General features: G+C 60.0%; 16 protein-coding genes. 5 read left to right on the top strand and 11 right to left on the bottom strand.

Features of this window, described 5'->3' with window-relative positions; genetic code table 11:
- Window positions 1-52 precede the first annotated feature (52 nt).
- From ACIOMO_RS03455 to ACIOMO_RS03445, 3 genes are all read left to right on the top strand, one after another.
- Complete coding sequence (locus ACIOMO_RS03455) at window positions 53-1,195, top strand: glycerate kinase (protein WP_401238114.1); 1,143 nt, start codon at window positions 53-55, stop codon at window positions 1,193-1,195.
- 337 nt (window positions 1,196-1,532) lie between these two features.
- Window positions 1,533-3,158, top strand: a complete 1,626-nt coding sequence (locus ACIOMO_RS03450) for a methyl-accepting chemotaxis protein (RefSeq protein ID WP_401238111.1) — start codon at window positions 1,533-1,535, stop codon at window positions 3,156-3,158.
- Between the two features lie 41 nt (window positions 3,159-3,199).
- Entirely contained in the window at window positions 3,200-4,387 is a 1,188-nt protein-coding gene (locus tag ACIOMO_RS03445; protein ID WP_401238108.1) for a pyridoxal phosphate-dependent aminotransferase, read from the top strand.
- 124 nt (window positions 4,388-4,511) lie between these two features.
- Here the strand turns inward: ACIOMO_RS03445 and ACIOMO_RS03440 are convergent, their stop codons facing one another.
- From ACIOMO_RS03440 to ACIOMO_RS03390, 11 genes are all read right to left on the bottom strand, one after another.
- Complete coding sequence (locus ACIOMO_RS03440; RefSeq protein WP_401238105.1) at window positions 4,512-5,489, bottom strand: 2-hydroxyacid dehydrogenase; 978 nt, start codon at window positions 5,487-5,489, stop codon at window positions 4,512-4,514.
- Window positions 5,490-5,502: 13 nt separating this feature from the next.
- Window positions 5,503-6,801 (bottom strand): MFS transporter, encoded by a 1,299-nt coding sequence (locus ACIOMO_RS03435; protein WP_401238102.1) that lies wholly within the window; start codon window positions 6,799-6,801, stop codon window positions 5,503-5,505.
- Between the two features lie 115 nt (window positions 6,802-6,916).
- On the bottom strand, window positions 6,917-7,891 hold the full coding sequence (locus ACIOMO_RS03430; RefSeq protein ID WP_401238099.1) for a sugar kinase: 975 nt from the start codon (window positions 7,889-7,891) through the stop codon (window positions 6,917-6,919).
- Window positions 7,884-8,666 (bottom strand): sugar phosphate isomerase/epimerase family protein, encoded by a 783-nt coding sequence (locus ACIOMO_RS03425; protein WP_401238096.1) that lies wholly within the window; start codon window positions 8,664-8,666, stop codon window positions 7,884-7,886. Before ACIOMO_RS03425 ends, ACIOMO_RS03430 begins: the two co-directional genes overlap by 8 nt.
- Window positions 8,667-8,820: 154 nt before the next feature.
- Window positions 8,821-9,849, bottom strand: a complete 1,029-nt coding sequence (locus ACIOMO_RS03420) for a LacI family DNA-binding transcriptional regulator (protein WP_401238093.1) — start codon at window positions 9,847-9,849, stop codon at window positions 8,821-8,823.
- A 137-nt stretch (window positions 9,850-9,986) separates the two neighbouring features.
- Window positions 9,987-10,595 carry a LysE family translocator gene (locus ACIOMO_RS03415; RefSeq protein ID WP_401238090.1) on the bottom strand — a complete coding sequence of 203 codons (609 nt, stop codon included), beginning with the start codon at window positions 10,593-10,595 and terminating at the stop codon, window positions 9,987-9,989.
- Between the two features lie 37 nt (window positions 10,596-10,632).
- Window positions 10,633-11,487, bottom strand: coding sequence for an AraC family transcriptional regulator (locus ACIOMO_RS03410; protein WP_053120315.1), 855 nt, complete (start codon window positions 11,485-11,487; stop codon window positions 10,633-10,635).
- Window positions 11,488-11,562: 75 nt separating this feature from the next.
- On the bottom strand, window positions 11,563-12,204 hold the full coding sequence (locus ACIOMO_RS03405) for a DUF1345 domain-containing protein (RefSeq protein ID WP_053120314.1): 642 nt from the start codon (window positions 12,202-12,204) through the stop codon (window positions 11,563-11,565).
- 137 nt (window positions 12,205-12,341) lie between these two features.
- Window positions 12,342-12,761 (bottom strand): hypothetical protein, encoded by a 420-nt coding sequence (locus tag ACIOMO_RS03400; RefSeq protein WP_401238086.1) that lies wholly within the window; start codon window positions 12,759-12,761, stop codon window positions 12,342-12,344.
- A 134-nt stretch (window positions 12,762-12,895) separates the two neighbouring features.
- On the bottom strand, window positions 12,896-15,997 hold the full coding sequence (locus ACIOMO_RS03395) for a multidrug efflux RND transporter permease subunit (protein WP_401238082.1): 3,102 nt from the start codon (window positions 15,995-15,997) through the stop codon (window positions 12,896-12,898).
- A 15-nt stretch (window positions 15,998-16,012) separates the two neighbouring features.
- Window positions 16,013-17,170, bottom strand: coding sequence for an efflux RND transporter periplasmic adaptor subunit (locus tag ACIOMO_RS03390; protein ID WP_282358404.1), 1,158 nt, complete (start codon window positions 17,168-17,170; stop codon window positions 16,013-16,015).
- A gap of 275 nt (window positions 17,171-17,445) precedes the next feature.
- On the opposite strand from ACIOMO_RS03390, the gene ACIOMO_RS03385 reads away from it, so the two are divergent.
- Window positions 17,446-18,147: a response regulator transcription factor gene (locus ACIOMO_RS03385; protein WP_053120306.1), complete on the top strand. Its 702-nt coding sequence runs from the start codon at window positions 17,446-17,448 to the stop codon at window positions 18,145-18,147.
- 4 nt (window positions 18,148-18,151) lie between these two features.
- Window positions 18,152-19,453 (top strand): ATP-binding protein, encoded by a 1,302-nt coding sequence (locus ACIOMO_RS03380; RefSeq protein WP_400644980.1) that lies wholly within the window; start codon window positions 18,152-18,154, stop codon window positions 19,451-19,453.
- Window positions 19,454-19,457 lie beyond the last annotated feature (4 nt).

The raw sequence follows: 19,457 nt of genomic DNA, 5'->3' as shown, positions 1-19,457 counted from the left end.
CAATGCGCATGCCGACTGGCAGCATGAGGGGCATTGGAACTGGAGAATTCGCATGAAGATCGTCATCGCCCCCGATTCGTTCAAGGACAGCCTGAGTGCCCAAGGCGTTGCCGAAGCCATTGCCCTTGGCCTGGCGCAAGTCTGGCCGCAAGCTACTTTGGTCAAATGCCCGATGGCCGACGGTGGCGAAGGCACGGTCGAGTCGATTCTTGCGGCCTGCGAAGGCGAACTTCGCCGCACCCGCGTGCGTGGCCCGCTGGGCGCGCCGGTTGAGGCGGCGTGGGGCTGGTTGCCGCACAACCACACCGCGATTATCGAAATGGCCGAGGCCAGTGGTTTGCAATTGGTGCCGCCGGGGCAGCGCGATGCGTGCATCAGCAGCACGTTCGGCACCGGTGAATTGATTCGTGCCGCGCTGGATGCCGGCGCGCAACGGGTGATTCTGGCGATTGGCGGCAGTGCGACCAATGACGCGGGTGCTGGGGCGATGCAGGCGTTGGGCGTGAAATTGCTCAATTCGCAAGGACAAGCATTGGTGCCGGGCGGTTTGGCTTTGGCGCAACTGGCGCGACTGGATCTGAGTGACCTCGATCCGCGTCTGGCCGCTGTGCGTTTCGACATTGCCGCCGACGTGAACAATCCGCTGTGCGGCCCGCACGGTGCCTCGGCGATTTTCGGCCCGCAGAAAGGTGCTTCGCCGGCGCAGGTTCAGCAACTGGATCTGGCCCTCGGCCATTTCGCCGAATTGTGCTCGCAGGCATTGGGCAAAGACGTTCGTGATGAGCCGGGTAGCGGCGCAGCGGGTGGACTGGGTTTCGCCGCCAAGGCGTTTCTTGGTGCGCAGTTTCAGGCAGGCGTGGAGGTGGTGGCCGAACTGGTTGGTCTCGCCGAAGCAGTGAAAGGTGCTGATCTGGTGATCACCGGGGAAGGGCGTTTCGATGCGCAGACCTTGCGCGGCAAAACCCCGTTTGGCGTGGCGCGGATTGCCAAGCAGCACGACGTGCCGGTGATCGTCATCGCGGGAACCCTGGGCGAGGGCTATCAGGAACTCTACGGTCACGGCATCGATGCCGCATTTGCCGTGACCAGCGGCCCGATGACGCTGGAGCAAGCGTGCGCCGAAGCGCCGCGTTTGCTGCGTGAACGCGCGACCGATATCGCGCGCGTCTGGCAGATGGCTCACCGTAATTTCTAAACCGCAAAGAGAACCCCTGTGGCGAGGGGATTTATCCCCGTTCGGCTGCGCAGCAGTCGCAATACCTGTACGCGCGGTTTACCTGACAGATTGCTGGGGGCCGCTTCGCAGCCCAACGGGGATAAATCCCCTCGCCACAGGGGTTGCGTTGGTGTTTCATTGCTGTAACACCCTGAAAAATAATTGCGCTTTACACACAACCTTCCTAAAGCCTGGCCGATACAGCTATCAGGCGAGCACAAGCATTCTAAAACAGTGACGCCGGACTGAAGCCCACCCCACGGGCCAGTGATCAGGGCATGGACGCTCGTAGTTTCTATCATCCGAGAGTCCAACTATGTCCTTGCGCAACTTGAACATCGCCCCGCGTGCTTTCCTCGGTTTTGCTTTTATCGCTTTGTTGGTGATCGTGCTCGGCGTGTTCGCCGTCAATCGCATGACCACCATCCGCCAGGCCTCCATCGACATGGAAACCAACCAACTGCCCAGCGTCGGTTATCTCGGCGTCGTGACCGAGAACGTCCTGCGCCTGCGCATTCTGTCGTTTCGGGTGTTAGTCAATCGTGAGCCGGCGAGTTTGCAAGAAGCGCAAACGCGAATCGGCGTGCTCGTCGACAAGGTTCGCAGCGCTCAGGCCAGCTATGCCGCATTGCCGGCCGGCGGCGAAGAACTCGCGCAGTACAAGGCGTTCGCCGCGACGCTCGAGAATTACATGCAAGCGCAAAATCAGATGATGGAGCTTTCGCGTCAGGACAAGGTCGATGAGATGCGCACCCTGATCAACACGCGGATCAAGGACGGCACCGACCAGATGGGCGAACAGCTCAACAAGCTGATCGCGATCAACGCCGCCGACGCGAAAACCGCGTCCAGTCAGGCTGGTGAAAATTATGACAGCGCCATCACCGGCATCATTATCGTCGCGGTGGTTGCCTCCCTTGCCACAGTGTTGCTGGCGCTGTTGCTGACCCGCAGCATCGTCACTCCGCTGAATCGCGCCGTGCTTGCCGCGCAAACCATTGCCGACGGTAACCTGAGCAAAACCATCGAAGTCGATGGCAACGACGAACCGGCGCGTCTGCTTCAGGCCTTGGCGTCGATGCAAACCAACCTGCGCAAAACCATCGAACAGATCGCCGGTTCCGCCACGCAACTGGGCGCGGCCGCTGAAGAACTCAGCGCGGTCACCGAAGAAGCCTCCCGTGGCCTGCAGCAGCAAAACAACGAAATCGAACAAGCCGCCACCGCCGTCAACGAGATGACCGCCGCCGTCGAAGAAGTCGCGCGCAACGCCGTCTCGACCTCCGAAGCCTCGAACCAGTCGACGCAAGCCGCCCGCGAAGGTCGCGATCAAGTGGTGAAAACCGTCGACGCGATTCAGACCATGACCCACGACGTGCAGAACACCGCGCACATGATCGAAGGCCTGGCTACGCAAGGTCGCGACATCGGCAAAGTACTCGACGTGATCCGCGCCATCGCCGAACAGACCAACCTGCTCGCGCTCAACGCCGCCATCGAAGCCGCCCGTGCCGGTGAGGCCGGTCGTGGTTTTGCCGTGGTGGCCGATGAAGTCCGCGCTTTGGCCCATCGCACCGCGCAGTCGACCCAGGAAATTGAAAAAATGGTCGCTGGCATCCAGAACGGCACCGGTGAAGCGGTCTCGTCGATGCAGCAAAGCAACCAGCGTACCCAATCCACCCTGGAAATGGCCCGCGCCGCCGGTGTGGCGCTCGAGCAAATCACCCAGTCGATCCACCAGATCAACGAGCGCAATCTGGTCATCGCCAGCGCCTCGGAAGAACAGGCGCAAGTCTCTCGCGAAGTCGATCGCAACCTGGTCAACATCCGCGACCTCGCCACGCAATCGGCAGCCGGGGCCAACCAGACCAGCGCCGCGACGCATGAATTGTCGCGTCTGGCGGTGGATTTGAATGCGATGGTGGCGCGTTTTGTGATTTGAGATAGGGTGAAGGCTGGAATCCGCGCCATCAGGAGACGTACATGCGCTATTCAGCCTTGACCCAACGAATCGCCGGGGAAGGAGCCGCTGCCTGGCAGATTCACGACCGCGCGCTGGAGCTGCGCGCCGAGGGGGTCGATGTTTTGTTGTTGAGTGTGGGGGATCCGGATTTCGATACGCCGTTGCCGATCATTCACGGCGCCATCGACAGTTTGTTGGCCGGCGACACGCATTATTCCGAAGTACGTGGCCGTACGGAGTTGCGCAAGTTGATTGCCGAGCGGCATCGGCGGCGCAGTGGTCAGGCCGTCGATGCTGACAATGTGATCGTCATGCCCGGTGCGCAATGTGCGGTGTATTCGGTGGCGCAATGTCTGCTGGATCCCGGCGACGAGGTGATTATTGCTGAGCCGATGTACGTGACTTACGAAGGGGTGTTTGGTGCTTGCGGGGCGAAAGTCGTGCCGGTGCCGGTGCGGCCGGAGAACGGTTTTCGCGTGGATCCTGCCGATGTCGCTGCGCGCATCACGCCGAAAACCCGCGCTCTGTTGCTCAACAGTCCGAACAATCCCAGCGGCGCGAGCCTGTCATTGCTGATCTGGCAGGAACTGGCGGCGCTGTGTATTCGTCATGATCTGTGGCTGATCAGTGACGAGGTTTACAGCGATCTGCTCTATGAAGGCGAGCACGTCAGCCCGGCGAGCCTGCCGGGCATGGCCGAGCGCACGGCGACGATCAATAGTCTGTCGAAATCCCATGCGATGACCGGGTGGCGCATCGGTTGGACAATCGGGCCTAAGTCGTTGGCCGAGCATTTGGTCAATTTGTCGTTGAGCATGTTGTTCGGGCTGCCGGACTTTGTGCAGAAAGCCGCAGAAGTGGCGTTGGCGACGGATCTGCCGGAGGTGACGCAGATGCGCGAGGAATATCGTTTGCGCCGGGATCTGGTCTGCGATCGCTTGCGCGGATGCCCGGGTTTGCACCCGATCCGGCCGGATGGCGGGATGTTTGTGATGGTCGATGTGCGCCAGACCGGATTGGGTGCGCAGGCGTTTGCTTCGCAGTTGCTAGAAGGTTATGGGGTTTCGGTGTTGGCCGGTGAAGCGTTCGGGCCGAGTGCGGCGGGGCATATTCGCATTGGGTTGGTGGTCGATCGGGTGAAACTGGCGGATGCGTGCGCGCGGATTGCGCTGTGTGCGGCGCAGCTTTTACAGGTACGCAGTGCCTGATGGATTTGTGTTGCTTTCACCGGCCTCTTCGCGAGCAAGCTTTGCTCCTACAGGTGCAATGCTGATCTGCTTTTGTAGGAGCAGAGCTTGCTCGCGAAGGCGGCCTTGAAAACGCTACAAAACCTCAGCCCTGCCAGGCAGTTGGATTCACCAGATTCGCCGGTTTCTGCCCAGCCAATGCCGCGAGCAGATTCTCCACCGCACACCGCGCCATCGCTTCGCGCGTTTCATGCGTGGCCGAACCCATGTGCGGCGTCGCCACCACGTTGCTGAGCTGCAACAACGGCGAATCATGATTGAGCGGCTCTCGCTCAAACACATCCAGTCCCGCCGCACGAATACGGTTGTTACGCAGCGCATCAATCATCGCCGTCTCATCAACCACCTTGCCCCGCGAGATGTTGATGAAAATGCTCTCTGGCCGCATCAATGCAAATTGCTCAGCACCGATCAAACCTTCGGTCTGCGCCGTCAGCGGCAAGGTCAGGCAAATGAAATCGGCCTGCTGCAACAAGTCTTCAAGGCTTCGATACTGCGCAGCAAATCGCGCCTCAACCGCCGGTTTACGCGAATTGCTGTGATAGATCACCGGCATGCCAAAACCAAAATGCCCGCGCTGCGCCAACGCTTCACCGATGCGGCCCATGCCGATAATCCCCAGCGTCTTGCCGTGCACATCGGTGCCGAAATGCGCCGGGCCGATGTTGCGGCTCCATTGACCGCTGCGGACCATGTTCGCCAGTTCCACCACACGGCGAGCAGCGGCGAGGATCAGGGCGAAACCGGTGTCGGCGGTGGTTTCGGTGAGGACATCCGGGGTGTTGGTCAGCAGGATCTTTCGTTGGCTCAGGTAGTCGATGTCGTAGTTGTCGACGCCCACCGAAACACTGGCGATGGCCTCCAGTTGCGGCGCCAGATCAAGCAGCGCCGCATCCAGTTTCAGACTGGCGCCGAGCAAACCCTGGGCACGGGGCAGGGCGTCACGCAATTGCATGAGGCCGTCGGCATCGAGGCTGTCGATCAGCGTCACTTCGCACTGCTCATGCAGGCGCGCCATCAGCGCGGGCGACAGTTTTTTGTACAACACGACGTGTTTTTTCATGGCAGAAATCTCTTCAGGAGTGAGCCGGCACGGCGCGCGTGGCCACGGCTTTGGCGACGACGCGATCACTGGCGCCGGGCTTGAGGAAAATCGTCAGCACCACCGACAGCAGCAACGCGCCGCTCATCAACAAATACGAGGCGCCGGGCGAACCGGTGGAGCTGTTCAGGTAACCGACCAGGTACGAACCGCCGAACGAGCCGAGCGCGCCCATGCTGTTAATCAACGCCATCGCACCGCCCGCAACGTTGGCCGGCAGAATCTCCGGAACAATCGCAAAGAACGGCCCGTAAGGCGCGTACATGCAGGCGCCGGCGATCACCAGCAACGTGTACGACCACCAGAAATGTTCCGCGCCCAGCGCGTAGGAGCCGTAGAACGCAATGGAGGCAATCAGCAGCGGCGGCCAGACGAAGCGTTTGCGCTTTTGCAATTTGTCCGAGCCCCACGACACCACCAGCATGCCGATCACCGCGGCCAGATATGGCAGCGCCGACAGCCAGCCGGCCTCGATCATGTCCATTTCTGCGCCAGCCTTGAGGATCGACGGCAGCCACAACACAAAACCGTAGACGCCAATGCTCCAGCAGAAAAACTGCAGCGCGAGAATGATGACTTTTGGCGAACGGAACGCTTCGGCGTAGTTTTTCACCGCTTTGATGCCGACCTGTTCGGCGGCGAGGGCGCTTTCCAGATCGTGCTTTTCCTCGTCGCTGAGCCACTTGGCCTGGGACGGACGATCATCGGCCAGACGCCACCAGATAAACGCCCAAATTACCGCCGGCAGACCTTCAATGATGAACATCCAACGCCAGCTGAAATGCTGCACCAGATAGCCCGACACCACCGACATCCACAGCATGGTCACCGGGTTGCCGAGGATCAGAAAGGTGTTGGCGCGCGAGCGTTCGGCGCGGGTGAACCAGTGGCACAGGTAGACCAGCATCGCCGGCATGACGGCGGCTTCGACCACGCCGAGCATGAAGCGGATGACGATCAGCCAATAAGCGTTGGAGACCACACCGGTCAACGTGGCGAGGCCGCCCCAGAGGATCAGGCTGACGAAAATCAGCTTCTTCACGCTGTGTTTTTGCGCGTAGATCGCGCCCGGCACCTGGAAGAAAAAGTAGCCGAGGAAGAACAGTGCACCGAGCAGGGAGGACAGGCCCGGGGTGATCATCAAGTCAGCGGCCATGCCCGAAGCAGCGGCGAAACCGTAGTTGGCGCGATCGAGGTACGCCAGGCTGTAGGTGATGAACACGATGGGCATGATGTACCACCAGCGGCGGGCGGCGAGGGTTGCGGTTTTCATGGCGTTGCTCCTGAGCTTGTTGTTTTTGTCGCAGCAGGTAACGGATCAAAATGTGTGGTGAGTCAACCGACGCCTTCGCGAGCAAGCTCTGCTCCTACAAAGGCGAACGCACGCCTTACCCTTGTAGGAGCAAAGCTTGCTCGCGATTAGCGGTTTCAAATTCAACGGATAATTCAAGGCGAGTCGGCAAACCCTCCATATCCCCGCGACTCTGCACCGCTCGACTGCCAATCCAGTTCGCCCGCTGCACCGCCTCGGCAAAACTCTGATGCTCGAGCAAAGCGCTGATCATCCCGACCGCAAAACCGTCACCGGCGCCGACCGTATCGACCACCTGCGCCACCGGCACACCGTCGACAAAACCCTGAGTCTGCTGCGTGCGGTAATAGGCACCCTGCGGGCCGAGTTTGATCGCCACGGCTTCTGCACCCTGATCGAGATAGAACGCAGCAATGTCCGCCGGATCATCAAACCCGGTGAGCAAACGGCCTTCGCTCAACCCCGGCAGCACCCAGTGGGCGAGGGCGGCGAGGCGGTTGATCTCGCTGATCATCTCGCGCTCGCTGGCCCACAGGCTTGGGCGCAAATTGGGATCGAACGACACGCTGCGCCCGGCATTGCGCATGCGCGTCATCAGTTCGAAGGACATTTCCCGTGCCGTGGCGGACAGCGCTGGCGGAATGCCGGTGGCGTGCAGATGGCGGGCACTGAGCAGCGTTTCGTTGATCGAACGCGGCGATAAGTGACTGGCCGCCGAACCGCGACGGAAGTACTCGACCTGCGGATCGCTGCCATCGTCACTGCGCGACTTGAACTGAAACCCGGTCGGGTGGTGCGGATCGACCGCGACATGGCTGCAATCCAGACCCTCACTGGCCAGCGTCTGCACCACGAAGCGACCGAGCGAATCACTGCCGACACGGCTCAGCCACGCGACGTTGAAACCCAGCCGCGACAGGCCGATAGCGACGTTACTGTCGGCGCCGGCAATGCGCTTGTGAAACTGTTCGACGGTGGCCAGATCACCGCTCTGTTCAGCGACCAGCATCGCCATGGTTTCGCCGAACGAGAGAATATCGATCTCAGACATGAGCAGGCTCCAGACGGGATTGGCCGAGGCGGGCGAGGGCGGCGACGTGTTCAGTGGTCAGTTGCACCAGGTCTTCGCCTTGCAGCGGGTATTCAGCGGCGCGCATAACGCCTTGGGCCATGTGCCGCAGCAGTTGTTCCCACACGTGCAGGTCGGTGGCGGCGGGCGGCACGGCGACCAGCTTGCCGTCGGCGCGGCGGGCCACGGCTTTGCAATGCACGTAACCGACATGACGCCCGAGCAGCCGCGCGGCGCTGGCGGCGGACTGGTCTTGCCACTGCCAGTTGCCGATGTCGAAGGTCATCTTGATCGGCAGGTTGTGCTGTTCGACGGCGGTGAAAAAACGTTGAAACGGCTCGATGCGACCGCCGTGCAGGGTTTGATCGTTCTCGACCAGCAGTTGCACCGGACTCTGTTGCAGACGCTGGGCCAAGGCTTGCAGGTCGTTGGTGTCGGTGAAGTAGCCGAGGGAGACCTTCAGCCATTTCGAACCGAACGCTTCGGCGTGTTGCAGCGCGCTGATCAGCTCCGGGTTGGGCTGCGCGTGGCCGGCGAGCCACAGTTCGGTCGGCGAGGAATAGATGCTTTGCAGGCCTAGAACCTGAGTGGCTTCGGCGAGTTGCGCGGGGACTTCGCGGGTGAGCAATTCCTCGCGCCATTCGATGCGATCGGCACCGGCGGCGGCCAGAACGTCGATGAAAAAGTCTTGTCCGCGCTGGCGCACGAGTTCGGCACCGTAGCTGGACAGGCTGATGGAAACGGCGGGTTTATTCATTGTTATTGACCTCTGAAACCGGTTTCATTTTTGTTCAAAAAAAAATCAGGTGGTTTTGTGGTGTTTTATAGGGCCTCTTCGCGAGCAAGCTTTGTTCCTACGGGGGATACAGCCCGCTTTTGTAGGAGCCTAACTTGCTCGCGAAGGCGTCAGATCAAACAACACCGTTCCCACGGGTCGACCCACGCTCAACCAGCACCGGCGCAAAATCCAGCACCCGCGCCGCCGCATCATCCCCACGCAAGCGCTTGAGCAAACACTCAAACGCCCGCGCGCCAATCTCTTCAGTGGGCTGGGCCAGCGCAGTAATTCCGCTGCCCACCAATGGATACCAATCCAGATCATCCAGCGCGATCAGCCCGACATCCTCAAACAAGCGGCAGCCGATTTCCTTCAACGCGCGGGTGCTGGCCAACGCCGCCACGCCATTGGCGCAGAACAGCGCTTTAGGGCCGGCAGATGAAGTTTTCAAAAAGGTTTGCAGTTCGGCGGCAAGGTCATCGGAGGTTTCCAATACCGCGCCAGTCAGCTTCGAGCGCTGGGCAATCAGTTGCTGAAAACTGCTGACTCGTTCAATCCGCGAACTGGTGCCGTCGTAGGGCTCAGTCACCAGCAGCACCTCTTGATAGCCGCGTTGCTCAAGGTGGGTGAGGGCCATTTCCACGGCGTGCGGGTTGTTCAACCCGACCATGTCGCTGTCGAGCCCGTCGACTTTGCGATCCACCAGTACCATCGGCATTTCACGGTGCAGTTCGTGCAATTCGTCGCGATGATGACCCAGGGTGTTCACGATCAAGCCTTCGATGTTGTAAGAGCGCAGCAGCGCCAGGTGCTGGCGTTCCTGCTCGTCATCGCGGTCGGTGTTGCACACCACCAGGCTGTAGCCGTGGGCACGGCAGGCGGTTTCCACCCCGTGCATCACGGCAATTGAATAAGGGTTGCGGATATCGGCGACGAGCATGCCGATCAGGCGCGTGCGTCCACGTTTCAGGCCGCGTGCCATTTGATTCGGGCGATAGCCGAGTTCGGCGATTGCCTGTTCGATGCGCAGGGCAATGGCATCGGAGAGCAGGGCGCGATCTTCGCCAATGAAGCGCGAGACACTGGCCTTGGAAACGCCAGCGCGTTCGGCAACGTCAAGCATGGTCACGCGGCTGCGCTGGGCGGCGGAAAAGTCGTTCACGGTCTGAAACCTTGTTATTGGATTTATAGGTTCAGTCGCTGTGAGAGGCGCTGAAACCGGTTTCAGGAAACACCAGAATCAAATCGTCCGTCAAGTAAATGATCGCCGCGCGGTGTATGAGCACCGACGAGCGGCGCTTAAATCAACACGCTCAGCCATGCCGAGCAGAGCAGCAGAACCGCCATCAAACGGTTGAATCGTTGCAATGCGCGCGGTGAGCGCAACCATCGCGCAGAGCCAGCGCCGAGCAGCGCCCAGATGCCCAAACAAGGAAGTGAGATCAGGAAAAACACCAGTGACAGGATCACCACATGCGCCATTCGGGCTTCACCGTTGTCGGCAAAAACGCTGACCACGGCCAACGCCATCATCCAGGTCTTCGGATTGATCAATTGCAAACTGGCCGCTCCCGTCAGCCCTAATCGAGCCCCTGTTTTTTGTGTATTCAATTCGACGGCGGGCGCACGGAAAATCTGCCAGGCCAGGTAACTCAGCCAGGCCACGCCGATCCACTGCATGGCTTTCTGTACGCCGGGTAATTCAGTCAACGCCGAGCCGGCGCCACTGCCGACCACCAACACCAGCAACGCCGCCGCTGCACAGGCGCCGAAAATAATTGGCAATGCGGCAACGAGACCGTAACGGGCGCTGTTGCTCAGCACCAGAATATTGGTCGGGCCGGGGGTAATCGAGGCGACAAACGCGAACAGCAGAAACGGCAGTAACGTCGGGAAAGTAGAGAGCATCGCAGGCAAACTCCGTTGAAGATCGATAAGCCGATCTTCAGTGCTTGCCCGCTGCCATGTCTGGAAGATTTGAGCAGCGATTGCGATACATCGCCGGGGTCAGGCCGTAAGCGCGCACGAACCAGCGACCGAGATGGCTTTGATCAGAAAAACCCAGTTCCACCGCCACCGCAGCCGGTTGTTCGCCGCTGGCTAGCAGGCGCCGCGCCTTGGCCAGACGCAATTGCACCAGATAGGCGTGGGGCGCCAGTCCATACGCAGCCTTGAAGGCGCGGGTCAGGCGAAAGCGGTCAACGCCGGTCGCGGCGGCAACTTGCTCCAGGCCAATGTCCTGATGCGCGTGGGCATGCAGATAATCGCGAGCCTTTTGCGCCACCAGCGGCAAGCGCGGGTCAGCGCCGTAACGCGTGCGCCAGTGCAAATGGCGGGTGAGTTGGCCGAGCAGATTGTCCAGCGCAGTCTGGCGGACAATTTTCAGTTCGCCACCGTGCAGCGTCTGAAAGGCCATTTGCGTGGCCTGCATCAGCTGCGGATCGGTGATCAGGGTGTTGGCGAAACTCAGTTGGCTATTGAGCGGAGCATCTTCGAACAGGGCGCCAAGTTCGCGTTCGATCCACACCGGATCGAGATACAGCATGCGATAGGTGAAGCCGCCCTCGGTAGGCGCGTCGCCGTCATGGATATCGCCCGGCTCCAGCAGAAACACCTTGCCCGGCGTGCTCTGGTGCTTCGTGCGCCGACAGTTGAATTGCTGTACGCCTTGTTCGGTGATGCCGACCAGATAGCTGTCGTGCCAATGCGGATCGTAGGCATGGCCCTTGAAATGCGCGCGCAGGGTCTCGATGCCGGTGTCGGCATCCTGGGCCAGATCGATCCAGTTTTGAGAGTCCATGCCGCACCTGTCGGGCAAAGTTTCGGGCAATTTAGCCCTGCTGTTGGCGAGGCGCCTAGAAGATTTGTGCAGCGCTCAACCGAACAGGCCGGCAGCAATGTTGATCGAGAAACCCAGAATCGCTGTGTTGAACACGAAACCGAGTAACGATTGCAACAGCACGATCTTGCGCAGTTGCCGGGTCGCCACGCCCACGTCAGAGGTTTGCACTGCGACGCCGATGGTGAAGGAAAAGTACAAAAAATCCCAATAATTGGGCGTGGTCAGCCCTTCGGCGAAGCGCAGCGCCGGCTCCTTGTCTTTGCAGGTGTAATACAGGCGCGCGTAATGCACACAGAAAATCACCCCGATCAGCAGCCACGAACCGATCACCGTTAGCGCGGTGAAGGCGTAGTGAATCAATTTACGATTGGTTTCCAGATCCTTGCTGCCTGCCAGTTCGAAGGTGATGGTGGCAAGGCTGGCCATGGCGGCGATGCAGACAACGAACAACACCAGTGCGGCGTTCTCGTCTTCGACTTCGGCGATGCGCTGGACGTCAGGCGCTTTCGCACGGATTGTCAGCCAAAGCATCAGAACCAGATACGTCCAGACGCCGGCGTTCCAACCGATAAGGATTTTACTGACGATGGAATCGGCGGGGGCCAGAAGTCCGGTAGCGAGACCGACCAGTGCGGCGGCGGACAGGCGAGGGTGGGTGCGGGCAAGAAAGCGCATGAGGACTCACGTTAGCGAACTGTCCCAGCACCATAGCGCACGCCAGAGGGCTTTTGTAGGAGCTGCCGCAGGCTGCGAACTTTTGACTTTGGTTCTAAAGATCAAAATATCGCAGCCTGCGGCAGCTCCTGCATTAATCACGCGCCAATCGATACATCGCCTTTGTCGACGGTGGCTTTCTTACCTTCGGGATTAACACCCTCGAATTCGAAAACTGCTTTCAAAGTGCTCGCGGTTGGATCCTCCTTGATATCGATCTCGCCACTGACGGCTTTATAAGGGCCCAAGCTATTTTCAGACGACGTTGCGAAAGACATGTAAATGCCTGATTTGCCATTCAGCAGATACTTACCGGCTTTGGTCGTCTCGGGGAACGAAATATTGACCTGGACAAGATCGCTCGGATCCCAGAAGAAGTGAAAGGCCTGGTAGTAATACGTGCCTCCACTCTGATTGGTGGTGACATCTTGGGAGTTGAATGCGTATGACCGGCTTGAGGTCTTGATTTCAGCCTTAAGTTTCCCCGTCACTTTTTTATCGTTTTTCCCGTTGCTCATGGCAGCTTCCCTTTGCAGAACACTGAATGGTTGGTCGAATCCTCTTCAGATTCTCCCGCCAGAGCAGGCAAATCTACTGTCAGACTTGACAGTAGATTTGCCTTTGAATCGGTTATAACCTCGCGGGCGGAAACTTATTTTTTGCTGGCGTGAGGTCGTTTGACCAACTTCATTACCACAACAAAAAACACCGGCACGAAAATCACCGCCAACGTCGCGGTGATCATCCCGCCAATCACACCCGTACCAATCGCCTGCTGACTCGCCGAACTCGCGCCGGTCGCTATCGCCAACGGCACAACACCAAGAATGAACGCCAGTGAAGTCATTACAATCGGCCGCAGACGCAGTCGTGCCGCTTGCAACGTCGCGTCGATCAGGTCATGCCCCTCGTCATACAGGCTCTTGGCGAACTCGATGATCAGGATCGCGTTCTTCGCCGACAGACCAATAATGGTGATCAGCCCGACCTTGAAGAACACATCGTTGGGCATGCCCCGTAAGGTCACCGCCAGTACCGCGCCGAGTACACCAAGCGGCACGACGAGCAGCACCGAGGTCGGAATCGACCAGCTCTCGTAAAGCGCCGCCAGACACAGGAACACAATCAGCAGCGACAACCCGAGCAGTATCGGCGCCTGACTGCCAGACAAGCGTTCCTGCAACGACAGCCCCGTCCACTCCTGCCCCAAGCCTTTCGGGCCTTGCGCGACCAAGCGCTCAATCTCAGCCATGGCCTCACCGGTGCTGTGCCCCGGTGTCGGCTCACCGGAAATCGCAATCGCCGGATAACCGTTGTAACGCGTCAACTGCGCCGGGCCCTGAATCCATTTGGCCTGGACGAATGCCGACAACGGCACCATTTTTCCGGCGTTGTTGCGCACGTGCATTTTCAGCAAATCATCGACCTGACTGCGTTGATCACCTTCGGCCTGTACCACCACACGCTGCATACGACCCTGGTTGGGGAAATCGTTGATGTACGAGGAACCGACAGCCGTGGACAGCACGTTGCCGATATCCGCGAACGACACACCCAAGGCATTCGCCTGTTTACGGTCGACTTCAAGCTGTACTTGCGGCGCTTCAGCCAATGCGCTTTCGCGTACGTTCATCAACACCGGGCTTTTTTCCGCTGCGGCGAGCAACTCTGTGCGCGCCTGCATCAGTGTCGCGTGGCCGAGGCCGCCGCGATCCTGCAGGCGGAATTCGAAACCGCTGGAGGTGCCCAGGCCATCGATTGGCGGCGGCAACACGGCAAACGCCATCGCATCCTTGATCTGGCTAAGGGCGGCGTTGGCACGGTCGGCAATCGAACTGGCCGAGTCATCGCTGCCACGTTCAGACCAGTCCTTCAGCGTGCTGAACGCCAACGCGGCGTTCTGCCCGCTGCCGGAGAAGCTGAAACCGAGAATCACCACGCTGTCACTGATCCCGGGCTCGCCGGCGTTGTGCGCCTCGAACTGCTCGGCCACTTGCACCGTACGGTTCTTGGTAGCACCGGGCGGCAATTGGATGTCAGTAATGGTGTAACCCTGATCCTCAACCGGCAGGAACGAGGAGGGCAGGCGCATAAAGCACAGGCCCAGACCGACCAGCAGCACCACGTAAATCAGCAGATAACGCCCGGTACGCTTGAGCGCATAGCCGACCCAGCCCTGATAACGCTCGGTCAGTTGCTCGAAGCGGCGGTTGAACCAGCCGAAGAATCCGCTTTTCTCGTGATGCTCGCCCTTGGCAATCGGCTTGAGCAAGGTCGCGCACAGCGCCGGGGTCAGGGTCAGGGCAAGAAACGCCGAGAACAGAATCGAGGTCGCCATCGACAGCGAGAACTGCTGGTAAATCACCCCGACCGAGCCCTGCATAAAGGCCATCGGAATAAACACAGCGACCAGCACCAGCGTAATGCCGATGATCGCGCCGGTGATCTGCGTCATCGCTTTGCGTGTGGCTTCCTTGGGCGATAAACCCTCGGTGGCCATGATCCGCTCGACGTTCTCCACCACCACAATGGCGTCGTCGACCAGAATGCCGATGGCCAGCACCATGCCGAACATGGTCAGTACGTTGATCGAAAAGCCTAGCGCCAACATGGTCGCGAAGGTGCCCATCAGAGCGACCGGCACCACCAGCGTCGGGATCAGCGTGTAGCGGATGTTTTGCAGAAACAGGAACATCACCGCAAACACCAGCAGCATCGCCTCGCCCAAGGTGTAAACCACTTTGGTGATCGAGACTTTCACGAATGGCGACGTGTCGTACGGGATCTTGTATTCGACGCCGGCCGGGAAGTATCGCGACAGCTCATCCATTTTCGCCCGCACCAGTGTCGCAGTGGCGAGTGCATTGGCGCCCGGCGACAACTGCACGCCGACAGCGGTGGACGGTTTGCCATTGAGGCGCGTGCCGAACTGGTATTCCTGACTGCCGATCTCGACCCGCGCCACATCGCCGATACGCACGGTCGAACCGTCCGGATTAGCCTTGAGCACGATGTCGGCGAATTCTTCCGGGGTCGACAACTGGCCTTTGACCAGAATCGTCGCGGTGATTTCCTGGCTCGACGGGTTCGGCAAATCACCAATGCTGCCAGCGGAGACCTGAGCGTTTTGCGCGGTGATCGCGGCGTTGACGTCCGCCGGGGTCAGGTTGAAGCCGATCAGTTTCTGCGGATCGACCCAGATGCGCATCGCGCGTTCGGCGCCATACAACTGCGCCTTGCCGACGCCGTCGAGACGCTTGATCTCGTTCATCACGTTGCGCGCGAGGTAATCGCTGAGCGCTACGTCATCGAGCTTGCCGTCGCTGGACGTCAGGGTGATCAACAGCAGGAAGCCTGAGGAAACCTTCTCCACCTGCAAGCCTTGCTGATTCACCGCTTGCGGCAAGCGCGACTCAACCACTTTCAGACGGTTTTGCACATCAACCTGTGCCAGCTCGGGATTAGTCCCCGGCTGGAACGTGGCTTTGATCGTCGCGCTGCCGAGGCTGCTTTGCGATTCGAAGTACAACAGGTGATCGGCACCGTTGAGTTCTTCTTCGATCAGGCTGACCACGCTTTCATCGACGGTCTGCGCCGAGGCGCCGGGGTACACGGCATAGATTTCGATCTGTGGCGGTGCGACGTCGGGGTACTGCGCCACCGGTAATTGCGGGATGGCCAGCGCGCCGGCCAAGAGGATGAACAACGCGACCACCCAGGCAAACACCGGGCGGTCGATAAAGAACTGCGGCATATAAAAGCGTCCTGCTTACTGACCAGAGGTCTGGGCAAGTGGAAGAGGGGTGTCGTCGATCTGCACTTTCTCGCCGGGACGGGCGTGTTGCAGGCCTTCGATGACAATGCGGTCGCCGGGCTTGAGGCCGCCGGTGACGATCCAGCGATCGTTCTGCACTGCGCCCAGTTGTACCGGTTGCAGGGCGACGCGCATTTGCTCATCGACCGTCAGCACCTGAGCGATACCGGCGCTGTCACGTTGCACGGCGCGTTGCGGCACGGTCAGGCCATTGGCAATGGTTGCCTGCTCCAGACGCACGCGGACAAAACTGCCCGGCAGCAAATCGAGATCCGGGTTAGGGAATTCGCTGCGCAGGATGATCTGGCCAGTGCCCGGGTCGACGGTGATGTCGGCAAACAGCAATTTGCCCGGCAGCGGATAAAGACTGCCGTCGTCCTGAATCAGCGTGGCTTTGACCTGATCCTGACCGACCTGCTGCAATTGCCCGGAGCGAAACGCACGGCGCAGTTCATTGAGTTCACGGGTCGACTGAGTGACGTCGGCGTGAATCGGGTTGAGCTGCTGAATCAGCGCCAATGGCGTGGTTTCGTTCTGCCCGACCAGTGCGCCTTCCGTCACCAGCGCCCGGCCAATACGACCGGAGATCGGCGCAGTGACGGTGGCGTAACCCAGACTCAGCTTCGCTCGTTCCACGGCAGCCTTGTTGGCCGCGACGTCCGCGGCGGTTTGGCGAGCGGTGGCGCGGGCGTTGTCGTAATCCTGAGCACTGATGGCCTTGTCGCCGATCAGCTGCGCATAACGCTGTTCCTGCAACTTGGCCTGAAACGCATTGGCCTCGGCCTTGCGCAGCGCGGCTTCGGCGCTGTCGAGGTCAGCCTTGAACGGCGCCGGGTCGATGCGGAACAGCACCTGACCTTTTTTCACGTCGCTGCCTTCGCGGAAGGTGCGCTCCAGCACCACTCCAGCCACCCGTGCACGCACCTCGGCGATACGCGGCGCGGCGATGCGGCCACTGAGTTCGCTGCTCAGCGTCAACGGGCGGGCTTCAAGGGTTTCGATGCGCACCGTGGCCGGCGGCGCCTGTTCTTCGGCGTTCGAAGATGAATCACACGCGCTCAGCGTCAGCGCCAATGCGATCAGGCCGAGCCCGGCCAGCAGTTTGTTCGACATGTACTACCCCCAATATTGATGCCCGCATCCTACGGACAGTCGCCGAGAGTAGCGGTGAAGCTTTGTAGGCGCTGTGTGAAATTGTGTAAGGGTTTTACTCAGGGACGGGCGAGGGCGTATATCCTTTAGCCCTTGAAATTTATTGCGACAGATGAACCGCCATCGCGAGCAGGCTCACTCCTACACTGTTCTGTGTTGACCACAAATCACTTGTAGGAGTGAGCCTGCTCGCGATTGGGATTTATCAGTCGCCACAGCACTTTTCTGGAACACCCATGCCCAACATCCTCCTGGTCGAAGACGACACCGCCCTCGCCGAACTGATTTCCAGCTACCTCGAACGCAATGGCTATAGCGTCAGCGTCATTGGCCGTGGCGATCACGTGCGTGAACGGGCGCGGATCAATCCGCCGGATCTGGTGATTCTCGACCTGATGCTGCCGGGGCTTGATGGCTTACAGGTCTGTCGCCTGCTGCGCGCCGACTCGGCAACGCTGCCGATCCTGATGCTCACCGCGCGCGATGACAGTCACGATCAAGTGCTCGGCCTGGAAATGGGCGCCGACGATTACGTCACCAAACCCTGCGAGCCGCGCGTCTTGCTCGCCCGCGTCCGTACGTTGTTACGGCGCAGCAGCCTCGGCGAACCGGTGACCGCCAACGACCGTATCTTGATGGGCAATCTATGCATCGATCTGTCCGAGCGCACCGTGACCTGGCGCGATCAACCGGTGGAGCTGTCCAGCGGCGAATACAACCTGTTGGTGGTGTTGGCCCGGCATGCCGGCGAAGTGCTCAGCCGTGATCAGATCCTGCAACGCCTGCGCGGCATCGAATTCAACGGCACCGATCGCTCGGTGGACGTGGCGATTTCCAAGTTGCGTCGCAAGTTCGATGACCACGCCGGCGAGGCGCGCAAGATCAAAACCGTGTGGGGCAAGGGTTACCTGTTCAGCCGTTCGGAATGGGAATGTTGAGCTGATGTTTCGCATCCTGTTTCGCCTGTATCTGGTGACGATCATCTCGTACAGCGCGGCGATTTATCTGGTGCCGGATCTGGTGGTGATGGCGTTCCGAGAACGCTTTGTCACCTACAACCTCGATTATTCCCGTGGCCTGCAATCGCTGATCACCAAGCAGTTCCGCGCCGTACCGCAAGATCAGTGGCCGGCGCTGGCGCAGTCGATGGACAAAGACTTTCAGCCGCTGCACATCGTCCTCGCCCGTATTGATAGCGCCGACTTCACCGCCATCGAGCAGGAGCGCCTGCGCCGTGGCGAAAACGTCGTGCGCATCGGTGATTGGGGCTGGCGCACGCTGGCGGTGGCGCCGCTCAATGACGACGTTGCGGTGCAGATGGTGGTGCCGCCGGATCCGATGGACGTCAACTTGTTGTACTGGAGCATCAACGTGCTGATCGGTGCGTCGTTGCTCGCGTGTCTGTTGCTGTGGTTGCGCCCGCACTGGCGCGATCTCGAGCGCCTCAAAGGCACCGCCGAACGTTTCGGCAAGGGCCACTTGAGCGAGCGCACGAAGATCGCCCGCAGCTCGAACATCGGCAGTCTGGCCAATGTTTTCGACACCATGGCTGGCGACATAGAGAACCTGCTCAATCAGCAACGCGATCTGCTCAATGCGGTGTCCCACGAACTGCGCACACCGTTGACGCGTCTGGATTTCGGCCTTGCGTTGGCCTTGTCCGATGATCTGCCGGCCGCCAGCCGCGAACGTCTGCAAGGGCTGGTCGCGCACATTCGTGAACTCGATGAACTGGTGCTGGAGTTGCTCTCCTACAGCCGCTTGCAGAACCCGGCGCAGTTGCCGGAACAGGTCGAAGTCTCGCTGGATGAGTTTATCGACAGTATTTTGGGCAGTGTCGATGAGGAACTGGAATCGCCGGAAATCGTCATCGACGTGTTGTTGCACGGGCAGCTTGAGCGTTTTTCGCTGGATCCGCGCCTGACTGCCAGGGCGATCCAGAACCTGCTGCGCAACGCCATGCGTTATTGCGAGAAACGCATTCAGATTGGCGTACAGGTCAAGGATGAAGGTTGCGAAATCTGGGTCGACGATGACGGTATCGGGATTCCGGATGACGAGCGTGAGCGGATTTTCGAGCCGTTCTATCGCCTTGACCGCAGTCGTGATCGCGCTACGGGCGGATTTGGTCTCGGACTGGCAATCAGTCGCCGGGCACTGGAAGCGCAGGGCGGTTCTCTGACGGTAGAGGCTTCGCCGTTAGGTGGCGCTCGCTTTCGACTTTGGTTGCCGTCGCTGACGTGATTTT

It is taken from the genome of Pseudomonas sp. NPDC087804 (assembly GCF_044742965.1).
GTDB lineage: Bacteria > Pseudomonadota > Gammaproteobacteria > Pseudomonadales > Pseudomonadaceae > Aquipseudomonas > Aquipseudomonas rustica.
Note: the sequence above shows the minus strand (reverse complement) of the source record. Positions and strands in the feature narration are given on the sequence as shown.